Source organism: Fictibacillus halophilus, assembly GCF_016401385.1.
Lineage (GTDB): Bacteria > Bacillota > Bacilli > Bacillales > Fictibacillaceae > Fictibacillus > Fictibacillus halophilus.
This window is the reverse complement of record NZ_JAEACF010000007.1, coordinates 1-18,435: the sequence shown is the minus strand read 5'-3', so window position 1 is coordinate 18,435 and position 18,435 is coordinate 1. Positions and strand designations below refer to the sequence as shown.

At 41.8% G+C, this 18,435-nt stretch carries 18 protein-coding genes, 1 tRNA gene, 2 rRNA genes, 1 other RNA gene, 1 riboswitch and 1 other annotated feature; of the genes, 4 read left to right on the top strand and 18 right to left on the bottom strand.

Annotated features, from left to right (window positions below; translation table 11 throughout):
* The 8 genes from I5J82_RS20140 to tadA all read right to left on the bottom strand — a co-directional run.
* Positions 1–201, bottom strand: a 16S ribosomal RNA gene (locus tag I5J82_RS20140); the annotation flags it as partial.
* A gap of 341 nt (positions 202–542) precedes the next feature.
* Positions 543–809, bottom strand: coding sequence for a pro-sigmaK processing inhibitor BofA family protein (locus I5J82_RS20135; RefSeq protein ID WP_066390460.1), 267 nt, complete (start codon positions 807–809; stop codon positions 543–545).
* Positions 810–886: 77 nt separating this feature from the next.
* Positions 887–1,111, bottom strand: coding sequence for a YaaL family protein (locus tag I5J82_RS20130; RefSeq protein WP_066390458.1), 225 nt, complete (start codon positions 1,109–1,111; stop codon positions 887–889).
* A 17-nt stretch (positions 1,112–1,128) separates the two neighbouring features.
* Positions 1,129–1,725, bottom strand: coding sequence for a recombination mediator RecR (recR, locus tag I5J82_RS20125; protein ID WP_066242586.1), 597 nt, complete (start codon positions 1,723–1,725; stop codon positions 1,129–1,131).
* A gap of 9 nt (positions 1,726–1,734) precedes the next feature.
* Complete coding sequence (locus I5J82_RS20120) at positions 1,735–2,052, bottom strand: YbaB/EbfC family nucleoid-associated protein (RefSeq protein WP_370630164.1); 318 nt, start codon at positions 2,050–2,052, stop codon at positions 1,735–1,737.
* A gap of 16 nt (positions 2,053–2,068) precedes the next feature.
* Positions 2,069–3,778: a DNA polymerase III subunit gamma/tau gene (dnaX, locus tag I5J82_RS20115; protein ID WP_198769479.1), complete on the bottom strand. Its 1,710-nt coding sequence runs from the start codon at positions 3,776–3,778 to the stop codon at positions 2,069–2,071.
* Between the two features lie 106 nt (positions 3,779–3,884).
* Positions 3,885–4,149, bottom strand: an RNA gene (gene ffs, locus I5J82_RS20110) — signal recognition particle sRNA large type.
* A gap of 86 nt (positions 4,150–4,235) precedes the next feature.
* Positions 4,236–4,736, bottom strand: a complete 501-nt coding sequence (tadA, locus tag I5J82_RS20105; protein WP_198769478.1) for a tRNA adenosine(34) deaminase TadA — start codon at positions 4,734–4,736, stop codon at positions 4,236–4,238.
* Positions 4,737–4,896: 160 nt separating this feature from the next.
* On the opposite strand from tadA, the gene I5J82_RS20100 reads away from it, so the two are divergent.
* The 3 genes from I5J82_RS20100 (at position 4,897) to I5J82_RS20090 (ending at position 6,934) form a co-directional block, all read left to right on the top strand.
* Positions 4,897–5,511 carry a cysteine hydrolase family protein gene (locus I5J82_RS20100; protein WP_198769477.1) on the top strand — a complete coding sequence of 205 codons (615 nt, stop codon included), beginning with the start codon at positions 4,897–4,899 and terminating at the stop codon, positions 5,509–5,511.
* A 116-nt stretch (positions 5,512–5,627) separates the two neighbouring features.
* Positions 5,628–6,269: a deoxynucleoside kinase gene (locus I5J82_RS20095; protein ID WP_198769476.1), complete on the top strand. Its 642-nt coding sequence runs from the start codon at positions 5,628–5,630 to the stop codon at positions 6,267–6,269.
* Positions 6,266–6,934, top strand: coding sequence for a deoxynucleoside kinase (locus I5J82_RS20090; RefSeq protein ID WP_198769475.1), 669 nt, complete (start codon positions 6,266–6,268; stop codon positions 6,932–6,934). Before I5J82_RS20095 ends, I5J82_RS20090 begins: the two co-directional genes overlap by 4 nt.
* Before the next feature lie 50 nt (positions 6,935–6,984).
* Here the strand turns inward: I5J82_RS20090 and I5J82_RS20085 are convergent, their stop codons facing one another.
* From I5J82_RS20085 to guaB, 9 genes are all read right to left on the bottom strand, one after another.
* Positions 6,985–7,800, bottom strand: coding sequence for a MetQ/NlpA family ABC transporter substrate-binding protein (locus tag I5J82_RS20085; RefSeq protein WP_198769474.1), 816 nt, complete (start codon positions 7,798–7,800; stop codon positions 6,985–6,987).
* A 232-nt stretch (positions 7,801–8,032) separates the two neighbouring features.
* Positions 8,033–8,632: a methionine ABC transporter permease gene (locus tag I5J82_RS20080; protein WP_198769480.1), complete on the bottom strand. Its 600-nt coding sequence runs from the start codon at positions 8,630–8,632 to the stop codon at positions 8,033–8,035.
* A 55-nt stretch (positions 8,633–8,687) separates the two neighbouring features.
* On the bottom strand, positions 8,688–9,701 hold the full coding sequence (locus I5J82_RS20075) for a methionine ABC transporter ATP-binding protein (RefSeq protein WP_198769473.1): 1,014 nt from the start codon (positions 9,699–9,701) through the stop codon (positions 8,688–8,690).
* A 68-nt stretch (positions 9,702–9,769) separates the two neighbouring features.
* A riboswitch (SAM riboswitch) is annotated at positions 9,770–9,876 on the bottom strand.
* Positions 9,877–10,122: 246 nt separating this feature from the next.
* Positions 10,123–10,215, bottom strand: a tRNA-Ser gene (locus I5J82_RS20070).
* A gap of 244 nt (positions 10,216–10,459) precedes the next feature.
* Positions 10,460–11,734, bottom strand: coding sequence for a serine--tRNA ligase (gene serS / locus I5J82_RS20065; RefSeq protein WP_198769472.1), 1,275 nt, complete (start codon positions 11,732–11,734; stop codon positions 10,460–10,462).
* A 279-nt stretch (positions 11,735–12,013) separates the two neighbouring features.
* Positions 12,014–12,229, bottom strand: a binding site (T-box leader).
* A 37-nt stretch (positions 12,230–12,266) separates the two neighbouring features.
* The gene (gene pdxT / locus I5J82_RS20060; protein ID WP_198769471.1) at positions 12,267–12,851 is read right to left on the bottom strand and encodes a pyridoxal 5'-phosphate synthase glutaminase subunit PdxT; all 585 of its coding nucleotides are present in this window, start codon (positions 12,849–12,851) and stop codon (positions 12,267–12,269) included.
* Between the two features lie 4 nt (positions 12,852–12,855).
* On the bottom strand, positions 12,856–13,740 hold the full coding sequence (gene pdxS, locus I5J82_RS20055; RefSeq protein ID WP_198769470.1) for a pyridoxal 5'-phosphate synthase lyase subunit PdxS: 885 nt from the start codon (positions 13,738–13,740) through the stop codon (positions 12,856–12,858).
* 174 nt (positions 13,741–13,914) lie between these two features.
* Positions 13,915–15,225, bottom strand: coding sequence for a D-alanyl-D-alanine carboxypeptidase family protein (locus tag I5J82_RS20050; protein WP_332873692.1), 1,311 nt, complete (start codon positions 15,223–15,225; stop codon positions 13,915–13,917).
* A gap of 128 nt (positions 15,226–15,353) precedes the next feature.
* A complete protein-coding gene (gene guaB / locus I5J82_RS20045) occupies positions 15,354–16,811 on the bottom strand; it encodes an IMP dehydrogenase (RefSeq protein WP_198769468.1) in 1,458 nt (485 codons plus the stop codon).
* Between the two features lie 134 nt (positions 16,812–16,945).
* On the opposite strand from guaB, the gene I5J82_RS20040 reads away from it, so the two are divergent.
* Complete coding sequence (locus I5J82_RS20040) at positions 16,946–17,923, top strand: YaaC family protein (RefSeq protein ID WP_198769467.1); 978 nt, start codon at positions 16,946–16,948, stop codon at positions 17,921–17,923.
* Positions 17,924–18,363: 440 nt separating this feature from the next.
* Here I5J82_RS20040 and rrf read toward each other — a convergent pair.
* Positions 18,364–18,435, bottom strand: a 5S ribosomal RNA gene (gene rrf, locus I5J82_RS20700); the annotation flags it as partial.

The window sequence follows — 18,435 nt, the reverse complement described above, 5'->3', positions numbered from 1 at the left end:
AGAAGAAATGCTTCTTCTCTTATTATCCGGTATTAGCCCCGGTTTCCCGGAGTTATCCCCGTCTTACAGGCAGATTACCCACGTGTTACTCACCCGTCCGCCGCTAAATCAGAGGAGCAAGCTCCTCTTCATTCGCTCGACTTGCATGTATTAGGCACGCCGCCAGCGTTCATCCTGAGCCAGGATCAAACTCTCCATAAAAGTGTTTGTCTTGCTCGATTTTATTACTGACGGAATTAATTCTTAATTCCTTACCTATTTCTTTTGTTCAGTTTTCAAAGAACTGTGTGTTTCGTTTTTGTTCGCCGCTCGTTTTAGCGACTTTATTAGGATAACATCTTTATAATAAGAAGTCAACCGTTTTTTAAAATTTGTTTCCCGCCTGCAACAATGTTTCATGTGTCGCGGCGACAAGAACTAATATATCACGTATTGTGATTTAAGGTCAATAGTTATTTTGAAATTACTTTAAATAAATGAAAAAAGGTTTAGAAAGCTTATTATCGCTCTCTAAACCTCAGTTTAAGAAATCGTATGAACCTCTAGTTTAAGATAAAGAATTCAATAGCTACTAGTGAGGCTATGCCGGGTAATCCAGCAATTCCAGAGATCAACGCAGTAAACGCATTGATCGGAATATGAATATCATATGAGTTTCCGATCGCATTTAATAAAAAAAGCAACAGTGCACCAATACAAAAGCGAGTTATGCCGAATCCGATCCAGCGTATTGGTCGCATTGGAGCACCTACTAAAAGCAGGACGAAGATGATCGTTCCAAGAATAGCGATTACCGTTATTGGCTCCATTATGTGATTCCTCCTATACAACATCCTAGTTATTTACTAGTCATTGTATGGGAGTTGTCCAAAAAAAAGACCAGCAGTTATTTTAACTTGCTGGTCGTCACGTTTCTTTTTTTTGCTTCTTTTAATAAGAAGAAGTATTTTGATTCTGCTAGTTGAAGCTTAAAGATAACCTCTTCAGATGGTTCGACACTGCGTTCCACCATTTCTTTTTGATGCATCCAGTCTATCTTTAGCTCATCAAGACTTTGAAGCAGCTCTTCATCTCCGGATCGCTTCAATCGCCCTTTTCGGGAAAAAAACATGCAAGCAACCCCTTTAGTTAGATTTCTCTTCTTCCTTCAAGCGCTTTGGATAGCGTTACTTCATCCGCATATTCCAAGTCTCCACCTACAGGGAGGCCGTGAGCAATACGAGTAATCTTAATACCCGTTGGTTTTAGGAGTCTTGCGATATACATGGCAGTGGCTTCTCCTTCAATGTTCGGATCAGTAGCCATGATAATTTCTTGAATCCCTTCATCTGTTAGACGCTTTAACAGTTCTGCGACTTTAATATCCTCTGGTCCTACGCCGTCCATTGGCGAGATAGCACCGTGGAGAACATGATAGAGTCCTCGGTATTCTTTCATTTTTTCCATCGCAATAACGTCCTTGGAGTCGTGGACGACACAGATCGTCGTTCGGTCTCTGCTTGAATCATCGCAGATCATACAAGGATCACGGTCAGTAATATGAAAGCAGTTGGAACAATAGATAAGCTGACGTTTCGCGTTAACGAGTGCTCGTCCAAAATCAAGCACGTCATCTTCTTTCATTTCCAATACGAAAAATGCCAGGCGAACCGCCGTTTTCGGTCCGATGCCCGGCAATTTCATAAAGCTTTCAATCAGTTTTGAGATCGGTTCAGGATAATGCATAGCATATTCCTAGAACATTCCAGGAATGTTGAGTCCTTTTGTGAATTTGCCCATGTCTTGTGATACTAATTCGTCTACTTTTTTAAGTGCATCATTCGTAGCTGCTAACACAAGGTCTTGAAGCATGTCGATATCATCTGGATCTACAACTTCCTCTTTAATGATAATGTCGATGATTTCTTTGTGACCGTTCGCTTTAACGGTAACCATACCGCCACCAGCTGTACCTTCGATCACTTTATCTTTTAATTCCTCTTGAGCTTTCGCCATGTCACGCTGCATTTTTTGCATTTGTTTCATCATATTGTTCATGTTGCCTTTCATCATCGTACAATTCCTCCTTTTATTCTTCCTCTTCTTTTATCTCAATTAAATCATCGCCAACCAATTTGATCGCCTCTGCGATGAGAGGGTCTTCTGTTTTTTCTTTTTCTTCAGAAGAAGGCTGACCTTGCTGTTGCTCTTTAATGAAATCAGCTTTTAGTTTCTGCCATTCTGGATCCAATATGGATAGCATGGACAGGTTCTTTCCTATTGTACTATAAACTGCGCTTTCAACATAGCTTCTGTTGTTCTCTTGAGATGCCATTTGACGGTGAATTTCATGCTGAAATGCCAGCAAAAAGATTTGATCTGAACAAGCTACCGGCTCTGCCCCTGAAAGAAGAGCATAGGCACTTACTTTTTCAGAACGGATCTTATCTAAGATCTCTCCCCACATCCCTTTAAGCTGAACAAGGTTTGGTTTCTTTGCTTTTTTGAGCATCTCTTTCACTTGCGTCTGTGATGCTCCGCCTTGTCCTCGTATCACTCGCTTCTCTCTTGGAGCTTCCGCTTCGGTCTGGGAGGACGAACCATTAGATGACCAGCCGCTTTCTTTCATCTTTTTTAGTTCTTGTTCTAGTTGTTCGATTCTTTGCATTAACGGTTCAACAGAAGGATTCCCCGCTTGTGACGAGATCCCTTCTTGTTTTTGATAACAAATCTTGATGAACGTTGTCTCTAAGAAAATCTTAGGATGGTTCGTCCATTTCATCTCTTGCTGTGCGGCATTTAACTGACCGATGATCGAATAGATGTCTTCTGCAGCTGTAGCATCTGCTAATCGTGCAAAATCTTCATCCGTTGAGACCCGCTCTAACAGCTCTTCTAATTGAGGTGCCGTTTTATATAGAAGCATGTCTCTGTAATAGTAGATAAGGTCTCCTAAAAATCGAACAGGATCTTTTCCCTCATGTAAAAGTTCTGTCGATAATGTAAGAGCTTTTGAAACATCTTTTTCTAAAAACGCTTCTGCCATCTCAGAAAGATGCTTTTGTGAAGCTGAGCCGGTTACAGACAGAACATCTTCCACTCGAACCTTTTCATCACTATAGGAGATCGCTTGGTCGAGCAAACTTAATGCGTCACGCATTCCACCTTCAGCTGCTCTTGCTAGCAGTTGCAGAGCTTCTTCATCAACTTCGGTACCGTTAGAATCGACGATCTGCCTCATACGTCCGATAATCGACTGTGAAGATATCCGCTTAAAATCAAATCGCTGACATCGGGAAACGATCGTTGCTGGAATTTTATGCGGCTCTGTTGTTGCCAGAATAAAAATAACATGGCTCGGCGGTTCTTCTAATGTTTTTAACAGTGCGTTAAATGCACCAGTTGAAAGCATATGTACTTCATCTATGATATAGACTTTGTACGTAACAGAGGACGGCGCAAACTTTACTTTGTCCCGGATATCTCTTATATCATCTACACCTGTATTAGACGCGGCATCGATCTCAAGTACATCGGATATCGAGCCGTTCGTGATTCCTCTACAAGCGTCACATTCATTACAAGGCTCAGATACTGGAGCCCGTTCACAGTTAACGGCTTTCGCTATAATTTTCGCCGCACTTGTTTTACCCGTTCCTCGTGGTCCTGAAAACAGGTAGGCATGGGAAAGCTTGTCCTGCATCAAGGCATTTTGAATCGTTTTTGTAATGTGTTCCTGCCCGACCATATCTTCAAAGCTCTGTGGCCTCCATACGCGGTAGAGCGCTTGATAACTCATCCCTTTGCCTCCTTTAAATCACATGCATTCTTTCTATATTATACTGAAACATTACAAAAAACTCACCCCTGAAACAAGGGTGAGTTATTGTTTATATATTAGAATGCCGCGCACCTCTCTTTGGAATAGTCAACCTATGCGTACAAACGCAGTTAGCTCAGTCCAGGTTGCCCCACGGCACACGAAGTGGTCCACTTACTGCTGCTTCCTTCCGGACCTGACAGGGTTCATGGGTCTCCGTTGCGCAGGACCCGGACATCAACACCACTTACGTCCGTCAGACCATACGTTGAACTAGCCGAGGAGAGGAATTCAACCTCGCTACAGCGGATTGCGAGTACAGGGCACCGCTACCTCCCCATCTAGCGCGACAAAGTGTATAACATTGTTAGATGCACAACTAAATGTGCAAGATTTAGTATACTATGTCCTTCTAAAAAAATCAACCGCAGGAGCACTAAAGCTCCTTTCTCCGCTCTTCCTTTTCCTTCCTTTTACGATCCCGAAGGTTTTTAAAAAAACGTGAAAGAATTTGACCACATGCTTCACCCTTTACTCCCGCTACAACCTCACATTGGTGATTAAAGCGATCTTCTTGTAACAGGTTCATTAACGTTCCCGCGCAGCCTCCTTTAGGATCAGCCGCTCCGTACACAACACGACTTACTCTAGAGAGGACAATCGCGCCTGAACACATTGCACACGGTTCAAGCGTTACGTATAGCGTTGCGCCTTCAAGTCGCCAGGCATCCTTTTCTCTACAAGCCTCGTCAATGGCTAAAAGCTCCGCATGAGCGATTGCTCTTTGTTCGGCTTCACGCAGATTATGAGCTCTTGCCACTACACGATCGTCCATGACTAAAATTGCCCCAATGGGAACCTCTCCGATATCTGCTGCTTTTTGCGCTTCCTGTAGAGCAAGCTCCATGTAATATTGGTCTTTTTCTAAAATCTCCATTATTTTCGCTCCAAAGTTTTTGTTGTAAGAGATTATACAAGAGGTTTTGCTAATAATAAAGAAAGGAATGGTTGAATAGATTAAAATTTACTTCTTTTATATAGATGATACTCGGGATTTTTAATAAAAGCTAAAGCTAAAAAGAAAGAGAGAGATCGTTATGGAGAAACTTCATCAACACGAGGACAACAAAGTTCCTGTCGCTATGCTTATTATTGACGTGATCAACGACTTTAATTTTCCTGAGGCGCCGCTCTTATTAAAAACTTCTGCACCGATTGCCGATAAGATTCTTGATTTGAAAAAGCGAGCTAAAAATGAAAACATCCCGGTTATTTATGTGAACGATAACTTTGGACAATGGCAGTCAGATAAGCACAAGCTCGTCGACTATTGCTCGACACAATCCGGTGGTGAATTCGTTAAAAAGTTACAGCCTGACGATGACGACTTCTTTGTCGTCAAACCAAAGCATTCAGGATTTTTTTCTACACCTTTATCAACTTTATTAAATGAGCTCGGAATACAAACTTTAATATTATGCGGTGTGGCGGGTAACATCTGTGTCCTCTTTACAGCGAACGATGCTTACATGAGAGGTTTTACACTTTATGCACCTTCTGATTGTTCCGCTTCTAATATAGAAGAAGATAACGAAAGAGCCTTACTATTAATGGAAAAGACATTGAATGCCGATATCAGCAAGAGCGCAGACTTAGATTTAAAAGCGATCATTGATCAGGCGAATGAAAACAAACATAAAACGATGTACTAAATAGCATATTTACCATTAACTTTTTACCGATAATCTCACCACCTTTTCCAAACGTATGCTACAATATTCTTTGTCTGTAATTTTTCGTTTGTTATTTATAAGGGAGGAAAAGGAAGATGAGTTCAACCCCCTTTATCGCAGTTGAAGGGCCGATTGGCGTAGGGAAAACATCGCTCGCAAAAGCTATTGCCGAGCACTATAACTTTCAATTATTGAAAGAGATTGTAGAGGAGAATCCTTTTCTCGGAAAATTTTACGACAACATCGATGAGTGGAGTTTTCAAACCGAGATGTTCTTTCTTTGCAACAGGTATAAACAGCTTGAAGAGATTCAAGGGCAGTATTTATCTAAACAGATACCTGTCGTTTCTGATTATCATATTTTTAAGAACCGTATTTTTGCCGGACGAACGCTAAAAGACGGAAATCTTCATAAATACATGCAGTGCTTTGATATCCTTACTGAGGATATGCCTGTTCCGAACGTGATCATCTATTTAAACGCTAGCCTTGATACGTTGCTGCACCGCGTGCGTAAGCGCGGACGTTTTATCGAGCAAAATATGGAGCCTGCGTACTTAGAACAGTTAGCTGAAGATTACGAGACGTTCATGACTGCCTTTAAGAAGCAGCACCCGGAGATTCCTGTGCTCTCGTTTAACGGAGATGAGTTAGATTTTGTTGCGTATGAAGCGGATAAAGAGAAAATCTTTTCCTTAATCGATGCAACTCTGAAAAAAGGAGAAGTTGCGCGATGAGTAAGCTCATACAATACGGAATCCCAAATGATGCTGTCATTACAGTGGCAGGTATGGTCGGTGCGGGTAAATCTACGTTTACGAATGCACTTGCTGAAAAATTAAAGTTTCGCACATCCATGGAGAAAGTGGATAACAACCCATACTTAGAAAACTTTTATCATGATTTTAAGCGTTGGAGCTTTCACCTGCAGATCTTCTTTTTAGCAGAACGCTTTAAAGAGCAAAAAAGAATGTTCGATTATGGCGGAGGGTTTGTGCAAGACCGTTCCATCTACGAAGACACAGGTATATTTGCTCGCATGCACTTTGATAAAGGCAACATGTCTAATGTAGATTACGAAACGTATACTCACCTGTTTGAAGCGATGGTCATGACGCCATACTTCCCACAGCCTGATTGCTTGATATACTTAGAAGGCTCTCTTGATGATATCTTAGCTCGTATTCAAAAACGCGGCCGTAAAATGGAGCAAGAAACACCGGTTTCTTACTGGGAAGAGATGTACGACCGCTATGAAAAGTGGATCGCTTCTTTTAATTCTTGTCCTGTACTCCGCGTGAATATCAATGACTATGATCTTCGAGACAATCCTGAATCCATCGATCACATCGTAGAAAAAATCGCACAAAAGATTGAAGCGAAACGAGAAGTTCGCTTATAAACATAGAAACCCCGGTTCTCATTCTTATGAGCCCGGGGTTTTGTTTTATTTTATTTCTTCATCCATTCTGGTTTTCCGAAGCCTTCGAACTCCTTATCGATCACTTCTTCAAACTCTTTCGATTCCACTACCTTCTTAATATCTTTTGCGAATGCAGAATCAACATCCTTCGTGTTCACCACAACACGGTTACGGTACGTGTCCGGCATGTTCTCTAATTGAATCGCATCTAATAAATCCATCTTTGCTGCGAGTGCAAAGTTACCAGGTACAGCTGCAACATCTGCACTTTGTACAGCACGTGGAAGCTGCGCCGCTTCTAATGGTTTGAACACAAGCTTCTTAGGGTTATCCTGAACATCTTTTTCAGAAGCTGTTAGTTCGTTGATTCCCTCTTTAATAGTGATCAGTTTTGCATCTTCAAGCATGAGCAACGTGCGGGCTAAGTTAACAGGATCGTTTGGAATCGCGACCGTGCTGCCTTCTTTTATGTCCTTAACCGATTTGAATTTCTCAGAATAGAGGCCCATCGGTGCTGTTGGAACGATGATGACTTCTGAAAGCTTTAAGTTCTTTTCTTTTGTGAAATTCTCCATGTACACTTTGTGTTGAAAAAGGTTAGCATCTAGATCGCCTTTTGATAATGCCATGTTTGGTTGGATATAGTCGCTGAATTCAATGACTTTTACTTTATATCCTTTTTTCTCAAGTGAGGGCTTGATGGCTTTGTTGACCATGTCTGTGTATGGTCCTGCTGTTGCGCCAAGGGTTACTTCTTTATCTTTTGATGCATCTGATGAAGATGAACATCCTGCTAAGCCGAAAGCGAGCAGAGCTGTTAGTAGTGTAAGTATGATTTTTTTCATGATGATCCCCTTTTAAAATCGTTTTTTTGCAAATACATGATGTTTTTGTGAGTGGTTGATTTCCGTTCCAGATGCTCCCTTTCCGGGGGGCGTGCGGTGAGCCTCCCTAGCGCTTTGCGCTGGCGGGGTCTCACCTGTCCCGCTGATCCCCCAGGAGTCTCGCATCTTGCACTCCAATCAACTTGTCAATGAAGTCTTTTTAAAACAGCAATAATAAAAATTAAAACTTAGCTTATCGTTTATTCACTGCCTTTGCTGCACCGTCTCCGATGACTTGCATGAGCTGGACGATTACGATTAGTAGTATGACGGTTGTGAGCATGATCATGTTGTCGTAGCGATAGTAACCGAAGCGGATCGCGAAGTCGCCGATTCCTCCGCCGCCGACGATGCCTGCCATGGCTGAATAGCCAAGTAAGCTGATTGCGGTTACCGTTATCGCTTGAACGATTCCCGGCTTCGCTTCTGGAAGGAGTACTTCACGTATGATCATCCATGGCGTAGCGCCCACTGCAACGGCCGCTTCGATCACTCCTTTATCGATCTCTCGTAAAGAGGTTTCTACGAGCCTCGCAAAGAAAGGGATGGCTGCGACGGATAAAGAGACAGATGCTGCAGTTGGTCCGATCGTTGTTCCGGTGATGAGTTGAGTCAACGGTAATAAAGCGACTAATAAAATGATGAATGGTACAGAGCGGACCAAGTTCACAAGAATGCCTGCTATCTGCTTGATCCACACATTCTCAAACAACAGACCTTTGTCGGTAACAAACAGGATGATTCCCAGCGGTAGACCAACAATTAATGAAACACCTAGTGATATGGCGACCATATATAATGTTTCAAAAAATGCTTTATTCAAATCTGGAAGGATATTTAAAATAGAATCAAGCAACTTGTTTCACCACCTCAAGATTTTCTATGCGACTTTCAATATACGAAATCGCTCGCTTTACTTCTGCCTCTTCACCGACTAGTTCCATGATGAAGATTCCAAGCGGCGTGTCTTGAATATATTCGATCTTACCGTGAAGGATATTTCCTTTTACACTAAAGTTTTGGAAAAGCTCAGAAACTACGGCTTCTTCTGCAATGGCCCCTTTAAACTGTATCTTGATGACGGTCCCTTTTCTGTTCTTTAGGAGCGGTTCTGGTAGATCCATCTGAATCACAGAGCTGATAAACGTTTTAGTAAGCTCTTTTTCTGGGTTAGCAAAAATGTTATACACATCTCCCGACTCGATGATTTCCCCATCCTGCATGATGGCCATTCGGTGGCAGATTTCTTTTACCACTTCCATCTCATGAGTGATCAGCACGATCGTAATTCCTAATTTTTTATTGATGGACTTCAGAAGGGAAAGAATAGATCTCGTTGTATTCGGATCAAGAGCTGAAGTAGCTTCATCACAAAGTAAAACCTTCGGGTCATTGGCAAGAGCTCTCGCGATGCCTACTCGCTGTTTCTGGCCACCACTCAGCTGAGAAGGGTACTGATCTTTTTGATTCTCTAATCCCACCATCTTCAAAAGCTCGTATGTCTTACGGTTGATTTCCTCTTTCGTTTTCCCGGCTGCTTTTAAAGCGAAAGCGATGTTCTCAAAAACCGTCTTCGCACTGATCAAATAAAAGTGCTGAAAGATCATACCGATTTTAAGACGCTCCAAGCGCAGCTCCTTTTTCCCTAGCTTCGTAATGGAGATGCCATCGATTTTGATTTCTCCTGATGTTGGTTTTTCCAATAAATTAAGACAGCGCAGCAACGAACTCTTCCCAGCCCCGCTATATCCTACAATGCCAAAGATCTCACCTTTTTCTATCGTCAGTGAAACATTTTTCACTCCGATGATCTCTTTGCCTTTTACTTTATATAATTTCGTCACGTCCTTGATTTCGATCATATGTCCTCCCCCTTACCATATAAAAAAGCCCTCTTCATTTCATGGAAGAGGGCGAATAAGTAAACATCGACTTATCTTCCAGAATGAATCATCATTCTGCAGGAAGTAGCACCGTTCCAATATGGAGGTTGCCGGACGTCATAGGGCCTGATCCCTCGGTCTCTCTGAATAAGCATTGCATTATTGAATTAAGTTATAGTTGTCATCATACGCTCTGTCTAAAAGTTCTGTCAATACTTAATTTTATCGCTTTAAAGTGTTAGCGCTTACATAAGTTGATATCAAAGGTTTAATTATTTTAGGGTTTTCTCCGAGTTTTTCCAAAATGAACGATGGCAGTTTCTGTGCTTCCATTAAAGTTTTGAAAAAAACATAACAAAAAACCTCATCCGAGAAACTCAGATGAGGTTGAATATGTATATGGAGGAGGTAGAGGGATTCGAACCCCCGCGGGTCGTTAAACCCCTGTCGGTTTTCAAGACCGATCCCTTCAGCCGGACTTGGGTATACCTCCGTGTGACTGACAAGAACTATAATAACATGATGATAAATAAAGTGTCAACGGTTTTTAAAAACTTTTTTTGTTTTTTATTTTACCTTTTTTGGAGGTGCATTTTTACGGTACGTGTTCTTTTATTTATTACACGTACGCCGCTAAAACAGTGCTTACCACCTGAAACCTTTTACACCCTTAAACATACAAAAGCTGACTCTAAAAGCCCTTTTAGAGACCATTTTTGAGTCAGCTTCTTCATTTTTTACTTAATAACTTCTTTGTTACCCATATATGGACGCAGAACTTCTGGAATCACTACAGTTCCATCTTCTTGTTGGTAATTCTCTAAGATAGCGGCTACTGTACGACCGATCGCAAGTCCAGATCCGTTTAGCGTATGAACGAATTCTGGCTTTCCTTTTGCATCTCTACGGAAACGAATTTGAGCACGGCGCGCTTGGAAGTCCTCAAAGTTAGAGCAAGAAGAAATCTCGCGGTATTCACCATAGCTAGGAAGGTATACTTCAATATCGTATTTCTTAGCTGCTGTGAATCCTAGGTCAGCCGTACACATGCTGAGTACGCGGTACGGAAGGTTGAGCAGCTGAAGTACTTTTTCAGCGTGTCCTGTAAGCTTCTCGAGCTCTTCATAAGAATCCTCAGGTTTAACGAAGCGAACAAGCTCTACCTTGTTGAACTGATGCTGACGGATCAAACCGCGCGTATCGCGTCCTGCAGAACCTGCTTCAGAACGGAAACAAGCGCTGTACGCCGCATATGTGATCGGTAGTTCGTCAGCTGTTAGAATCTCTTCTCGGTGCATGTTCGTTACAGGAACCTCAGAAGTTGGAATCAAGAAGTAATCTTCTTCGCGAATTTTAAATGCGTCTTCTTCAAACTTAGGAAGCTGACCTGTTCCTGTCATGCTTTGACGGTTAACCATGTACGGAGGCAGCACCTCTGTGTAGCCATGCTCATCTTCGTGCAGATCCATCATAAAGTTGATAAGTGCACGCTCTAAACGAGCTCCTAGACCTTTATAAAAAGCGAAACGGCTGCCTGTCACTTTTGCTCCACGTTCAAAATCAACGATATTGAGTTCAGTTGCGAGATCCCAGTGAGGTTTTGCTTCAAAAGCAAACTCAGGAACATCTCCCCAATGACGTACAGGTACATTATCATCTTCTGTCTCGCCTACAGGAACACTTTCATGCGGTATGTTAGGCAACGTTAGCATGATCGCGTTAAGGTCTTCTTCTACTTGACGAAGCTCATCGTCCATCGTTTTGATCTTATCGCCTACTTCGCGCATCTCAGTGATGAGGTGATCCGCGTCTTTTTTCTCACGCTTGAATTCTGCAACTTGCTTAGAAACCTCGTTACGCTTAGATTTCAAAGCTTCTGTTTCACCGATTAATTCACGGCGGCGCTGATCTAACGCTTCGAACTGATCTAACCCAGAGAGGTCTTCTCCACGTGCAGATAACTTTTCTTTTACTTCTTCAAAATTGGCACGAACAAATTTTAAATCTAACATGTTTTATGTCCTCCTTTAGTTTATAAAAAATCACGGTTTTCTTTTGCTTTGCAGTTATTGAAAGTAGTTGACTACGTTCAGGTCGCTCGCTTTCCGCGGGGTGTGCGGTGAGCCTCCTAGCGCTATGCGCTTTTAGGGGTCTCACCTGCTCACTCATCCCGCAGGAGTCTCACACCTTACACTTCGTTCAACCTTCCAAAGAAGTTAAGTTCAATCATGCCTTAGATGTCACATGAGAAAACAAAAAACTCCCGCCCGCTATTCCTAATAAAAATTAGAAATAGGGACGAGAGTTAACCCGCGTTGCCACCCTAATTGCAATAGAATTTCTATTGCCGGCTCGATTACATGTAACGGTTCTTCACCGGAAAAGCTTACTGAACGTTCAGCTCTTCACTCGAGGATGGATTCACAAAATACCTTGATCGGTTTTCACCAGCCACCGACTCTCTAAACAAAGTAATTTTTGCTACTAGTTCCTGTCATTGATTTTTTATAATGATTTTATAGTAATGTACAGCATTTTTAAATTTTATGCAACTACTTCTTTAGCCGATTGTACCATTTTTACAAAATATTGATGAAGTCGGTAATCATCGGTTAGCTCCGGATGGAACGCTGCACATAGGAAATGTCCTTGTTTAGCTGCTACGATTCGATCGTTATGCTTCGAAAGAATCTCTACTTCCGGTCCGACTTCAACGATAAACGGTGCTCGGATAAATACACCCGTGTAATCTTCTCCTACACCATGTATCATAAGCTCCGCTTCAAAACTGTCCACCTGACGTCCAAACGCATTACGCTCAACCGTCATATCGATCAGTTCGAGGTGTGCTGAATCTTGTCCTTGAATGCGTTTCGCCATCAAGATCAATCCTGCACATGTACCGAAGACCGGTTTGTTTTGAGCAAACTCTTTTAAAGGCTCTAGAAAATCATACTTATCAATTAAACGTCTCATTGCCGTACTCTCGCCGCCTGGCATAACCAAGCCATCAAGATCTGCTAGCTCAGCAACACGCTTTACAGCTACAGCTTCTGCTCCGCTTGCTTCAATCGCTGCTACATGCTCTCGTACCGCACCTTGTAAGGCTAATACTCCGATTTTAAGCATGGAATTACCAGCCTCGCTCCTGCATGCGCTCACCGTGAGCTAGTGTAGAGATGTCGATGCCTTTCATTGCCGTTCCTAGATCTTTAGATAGTTCAGCGATTAGCTTGTAGTCTTGGTAGTGAGTTGTAGCTTCTACGATCGCACGAGCAAACTTTTCTGGGTTCTCGGACTTGAAGATTCCTGATCCAACGAATACGCCGTCAGCGCCAAGTTCCATCATGAGTGCTGCATCCGCTGGTGTTGCAATTCCGCCAGCTGCAAAGTTAACGACAGGTAGCTTGCCCGCTTTTTTGATCTGAAGAAGAACTTCGAATGGAGCACCTAAGTTCTTAGCTTCTGTCATAAGCTCGTCTTCGCTCATTGAAACGACTTTGCGGATCTGGCCTTGAATCATTCTCATGTGGCGTACCGCCTCAACAATGTTACCTGTTCCAGGCTCACCTTTCGTACGAAGCATAGATGCACCTTCAGCGATACGGCGTGACGCCTCTCCAAGATCACGTGCTCCGCATACGAATGGTACAGTGTAATCGCTCTTCAATAAGTGGAAAACTTCATCCGCTGGAGTTAGTACTTCACTCTCATCGATGTAGTCAACACCCATGGCTTCAAGAACACGCGCTTCAACGATGTGTCCGATACGCGCCTTCGCCATTACGGGAATAGAAACAGCATTCAGAACTTCTTCTGTGATTGTAGGATCAGCCATACGCGCTACTCCGCCTGCAGCACGGATATCTGACGGAACACGCTCAAGTGCCATTACCGCTACAGCTCCTGCAGCTTCAGCAATACGAGCTTGCTCTGCATTTACAACGTCCATGATGACGCCGCCTTTTTGCATTTCTGCCATTCCTCTTTTAACACGTTCAGTACCTGTTTTTAACATGCTTACTACCCCCTGAATTATATGTGTTATAACAACAATTTTTGGTTGTTTTAAGGTAAAACTAGTATTCTCATCTATTTTATCGCAAATCATAAAAAGCGCAAGCTCTCTCTATTTTCTGAAAAAAAGAAGTTCTTCAGCATTTGCTAAAGAACTTCATGAATTTCTATTAAATTAAAACCAGCCTTTAACCATGTCAACGGCACCGGACCAAAGTCCGCCAAAGAATCCACCAACACCGCGTAATGCTAGAACGAACCAGTTCGCTTTTTCAACGGATTGTGTCGTTACAACTTCTGTCTTACCTTTTGTTTCTCCATCGAGCAGGTAGCCGTAATCTTCCCCGCTGCCTGTATACTCAACATTGATATGACCGACAACCTCACCTTTTTTAACAGGTGCTGTCAGTTCGCCTTCTTTTGTCATCTTCTTCTTATCCATAACAAATTTAGGCTTATAGTTTTCTTTTTCTCCTCTTTTGATCACCATGGAAAGAGGTTCTTTCGTAGCAACTTTAACTTCTTTTTCCTTACCTTTTACGACAGGAACTGTTTTGTTGCCTTTTACTTGATAGTTATCTGGAAGGATCTGCGCTTTTTCAAAGTTTGCAAATCCAAAATCAAATAGTTTCTTCGTTTCTTTAAATCGATCTAAACGAGTTCCTGTTTTCATAACCACTGAAATAAGGCGCGTATCTCCCTTTTTCACTGTCCCTGTAAAACAGTTACCCGCAATATCCGTGGATCCTGTTTTTAATCCGTCTACTCCCTCGTAGCCACTATTGAGCTCAGGAAGCATCCAGTTCCAGTTCTCCATCTGAATTTCATCATCAGTGCCCTCACGGAATTTCATACGTGGAACACTTGCTGTTTCTAATACTTCTGGATGATCATTAAGTAAGTTGTAAGCTAGTATAGCAGTAGCACGAGGACTCATCATGTTCTCGTCTGTTTCACTGCCTGAATTATGGTTGCCGAAAAGGTCTTTATTATTAAGGCCAGAAGAGTTAACGAAGTTGAAATCTTTCATCCCTAGTTCTTTCGCCTTGGCATTCATCTTTTTAACGAACTCGCCTTCAGAGCCCGCAATCAGTTCTGCTAATGCGATCGTTGCTCCATTAGCTGAATAGATCGCCATCGCTTGGTATAATTCACGTACTGTATATTTTTCATCTACACGTAAAGGTACGTTTGATAACGTTCGATTTTGAGAAATCTTATGGGCATATTCAGAAATACTTGTTTTCTGATCCCAAGATATCTTTTTCTTGTCAATGGCTTCTAGCAATAGGTATTCGGTCATCATCTTACTCATACTTGCAGGAGCGAGTAACTTATCAGCATTTTTCTGATATAATATTTTCCCCGTTTCTGCATCCACAAGTATAGCCCCTTCAGCTGCTACATCTAAAGACGGTGCCGCACTTGCTGACTTTGAAAATCCTAATAAACTTGTCGTAAAAAATGAAAAAATCAGTGTCACCACTAAAAGTTGTTTAATCTTGCTGTTCAAAAAACTGCACCTCCAAACCCATTTACACACAAAAGTTATTGTACCATACACATTTTCAAAAAAATAGACAGAGGTTATACCTCTGTCCTAAAAATGTGTCTTTAGACTGAATAATTTGGTGCTTCTTTAGTAATTTGAACTTGGTGCGGATGACTCTCACGAAGACCAGCACCCGTAATTTTTACAAATCGGGTATCATTTTGAAGCTCATCGATCGTTGCTGTTCCACAATAACCCATACCTGAACGGATACCACCGATTAACTGATATACCGTATCAGCCAATGGTCCTTTATAAGGCAAGCGTCCTTCGATACCTTCTGGAACAAGCTTCTTATTATTTTCCTGGAAATAGCGATCGCTGCTTCCTCGCTCCATCGCGCCAACTGAACCCATTCCGCGATACACTTTAAATTGACGTCCTTGGAAGATTTCACGCTCTCCTGGACTCTCAGATACACCAGCAAGCATACTGCCTAGCATAACAGCATGTCCGCCTGCTGCGATCGCTTTAACGATGTCTCCAGAGTATTTGATACCACCATCTGCGATGATCGGTACTCCATACTTCTTCGCTTCTGTTGCACAATCATAAACAGCCGTTACTTGTGGTACACCTACACCAGCAACAACACGTGTTGTACAGATCGAACCAGGTCCGATTCCTACTTTTACAACGCTTGCTCCTGCTTCGATCAGATCACGAGTCGCTTCTGCAGTTGCAACGTTACCTGCAATGATCGTTAGTTTAGGATATGCTTCTCTAACCTCACGAACTTTTTGCAATACGCCTTCAGAATGTCCATGAGCAGTATCGATAACAATCGCATCCACACCCGCTTGTACTAACTTCTCTACACGAAGAAGTGCATCCTTCGTAACACCCACTGCAGCACCTACTAATAAACGGCCTTGTGAGTCTTTAGCAGAGTTCGGGAATTCAATTACTTTTTCAATATCTTTAATAGTAATCAAGCCTTGTAGCGTACCTTCATCATCCACGAGTGGAAGCTTTTCGATCTTATATTGCTGAAGTGTTTTTTCAGCTTCTTTTAACGTAGTGCCAACAGGTGCAGTCACTAAGTTTTCTTTTGTCATCACATCTGAAATCTTAATAGAATAATCTTGAACAAAACGTAAATCACGGTTCGTTAAGATTCCCACTAATTTTTTATCTGCATCAACGATCGGTACACCACTGATACGATACTTGCCCATCAAATGCTCAGCGTCAAATACTTGATGTTCAGGTGTTAGGTAGAACGGGTCTGTGATAACGCCACTTTCAGAACGTTTAACACGGTCGATCTGTTCTGCTTGTTCTTCAATTGACATGTTCTTGTGAACAATTCCTAAGCCGCCTTGTCTAGCCATAGCGATCGCCATGTTTGCTTCTGTTACTGTGTCCATTCCAGCACTAATAATTGGAATGTTCAATTGAACCGTATCAGATAACCTCGTTTTAATCGAAACATCACCAGGTAGAACTGACGATTTCGCTGGAATTAATAACACATCATCAAAGGTTAAACCTTCTTTTGCAAACTTATCTTGCCACATACCTTAACCACCCCTTCAAATTTATCTTCCTGAAAAATATTATTTGTAGATTATCAACTGGGTACACTAGTGTCAAGGAATACAAAATATGTTCGATTTTTCAAATAATTTACGAAGAGAGGATTGATCGAGAAATGATGATGCAGCATGACCCTTGGGCTTTATTCGATATGTTCTTTTCCTCTCAAAAATCGCAGCAATTCTTAAGTAAACAATACGATCAGTTAAACTGTGATGACAGAAACGGCAAAAGCTTTGATAATACATATGGGTTTATTTACTATATCGAGCATGGCAAGAAATATTATAGACTCGCCGAACAAGCACCTGTGGAGTTAAAGCCTGTTCTCCTGTTTTATGGCATGACTCAGCTCATGAAGGCATGCATATTGTGCAAAGATCCTGATTATCCCGATTCAAGCGCAGTTCTTGCACATGGACTTTCTACAAGAAAAAGAAAGAAGAGAAGTTACGAATTTCTATATGATGAGGTAAAAGTACAACGAACAGGTCTGTTTAATCATTTTTGTGAAAAAGTGTTTCACATGAAACATATTGAAGGGGAAAAGTTTACGATGATCTCTCTTCTTCAAACACTTCCAGAATTAAGTCCTTTATTTAAACAAATGAAGGGTGATGTTCATCTTATTAAGATGGACAAGGAAAATGAGTCAACTTTCTTCCTCCCTAAGAATGCAAATGATCATCTCCATATGTCATTAGAAAGATTTCGTGAATATTTGAATAGCTTGTTTCCGTCGAAGTTTTCTATCGATTTGAGTGGCAGTGAAAATGAGATTCAGCTTGTTTTTGGGGCGAATGAACGGTTAAAGCCGTTTGATTGCTTTCCGCTATCTTATCATCATTTAGAGAACACTTACTACTTGCCCGTTAACCGTGATCTACTGCAGTCTCCACAATTGAACGAATTTATGGTTCACTATGTGATTCTTTACAATTTAAGTATGTTGAGCAGATACGATACCGAATGGTGGAGCGAACTTTTTCATACGTATACTTCAGAAGAATTACCCTATATCCAACAGTTCCTAAACATTACGGCTCAAAAGATTCCCTACCTTTTTGGTGTTATGCTCCAGTTAGAAAATTGAGTGGTAGTCTCTTCTAGAATGTTTGCTTGAACCACTGTTTTGAAGACTTTTGCTGAAGAATATCGTGTGATGGAAGATGGCAGTGGCTATCTTTTTTCTTGTGTGAGGGTTGTTGAGGGGGTTTCGGGGTTGAAACGCATCTTCGAAGCATACGGAGTGGGGTATCTCCCTTCCATAATTAAGCCTGAATGCACAAAATTAAGTCAAAATGTGAGCGAATTAAGTCGAAACGAACCTCAATTAAGTCTAAAACCAAAAATAAAGGCCGTTCGCTAAATCTCGACAACCAATCTCTGCCCGATCCAAGCTCTATACCCTCCACCTTTCACACCCCAGTCACCCATAATCAGAAGTTTGGCATGCGCCAAACCACCTTATTTGATTTTCTTCTTTTTAAAAGCACAAAAAAAGAAGATGGATTTTCATCCATCTTCCTCATTGCCTAGCGACGTCCTACTCTAACAGGGGGAAACCCCCAACTACCATCGGCGCTAAAGAGCTTAACTTCCGTG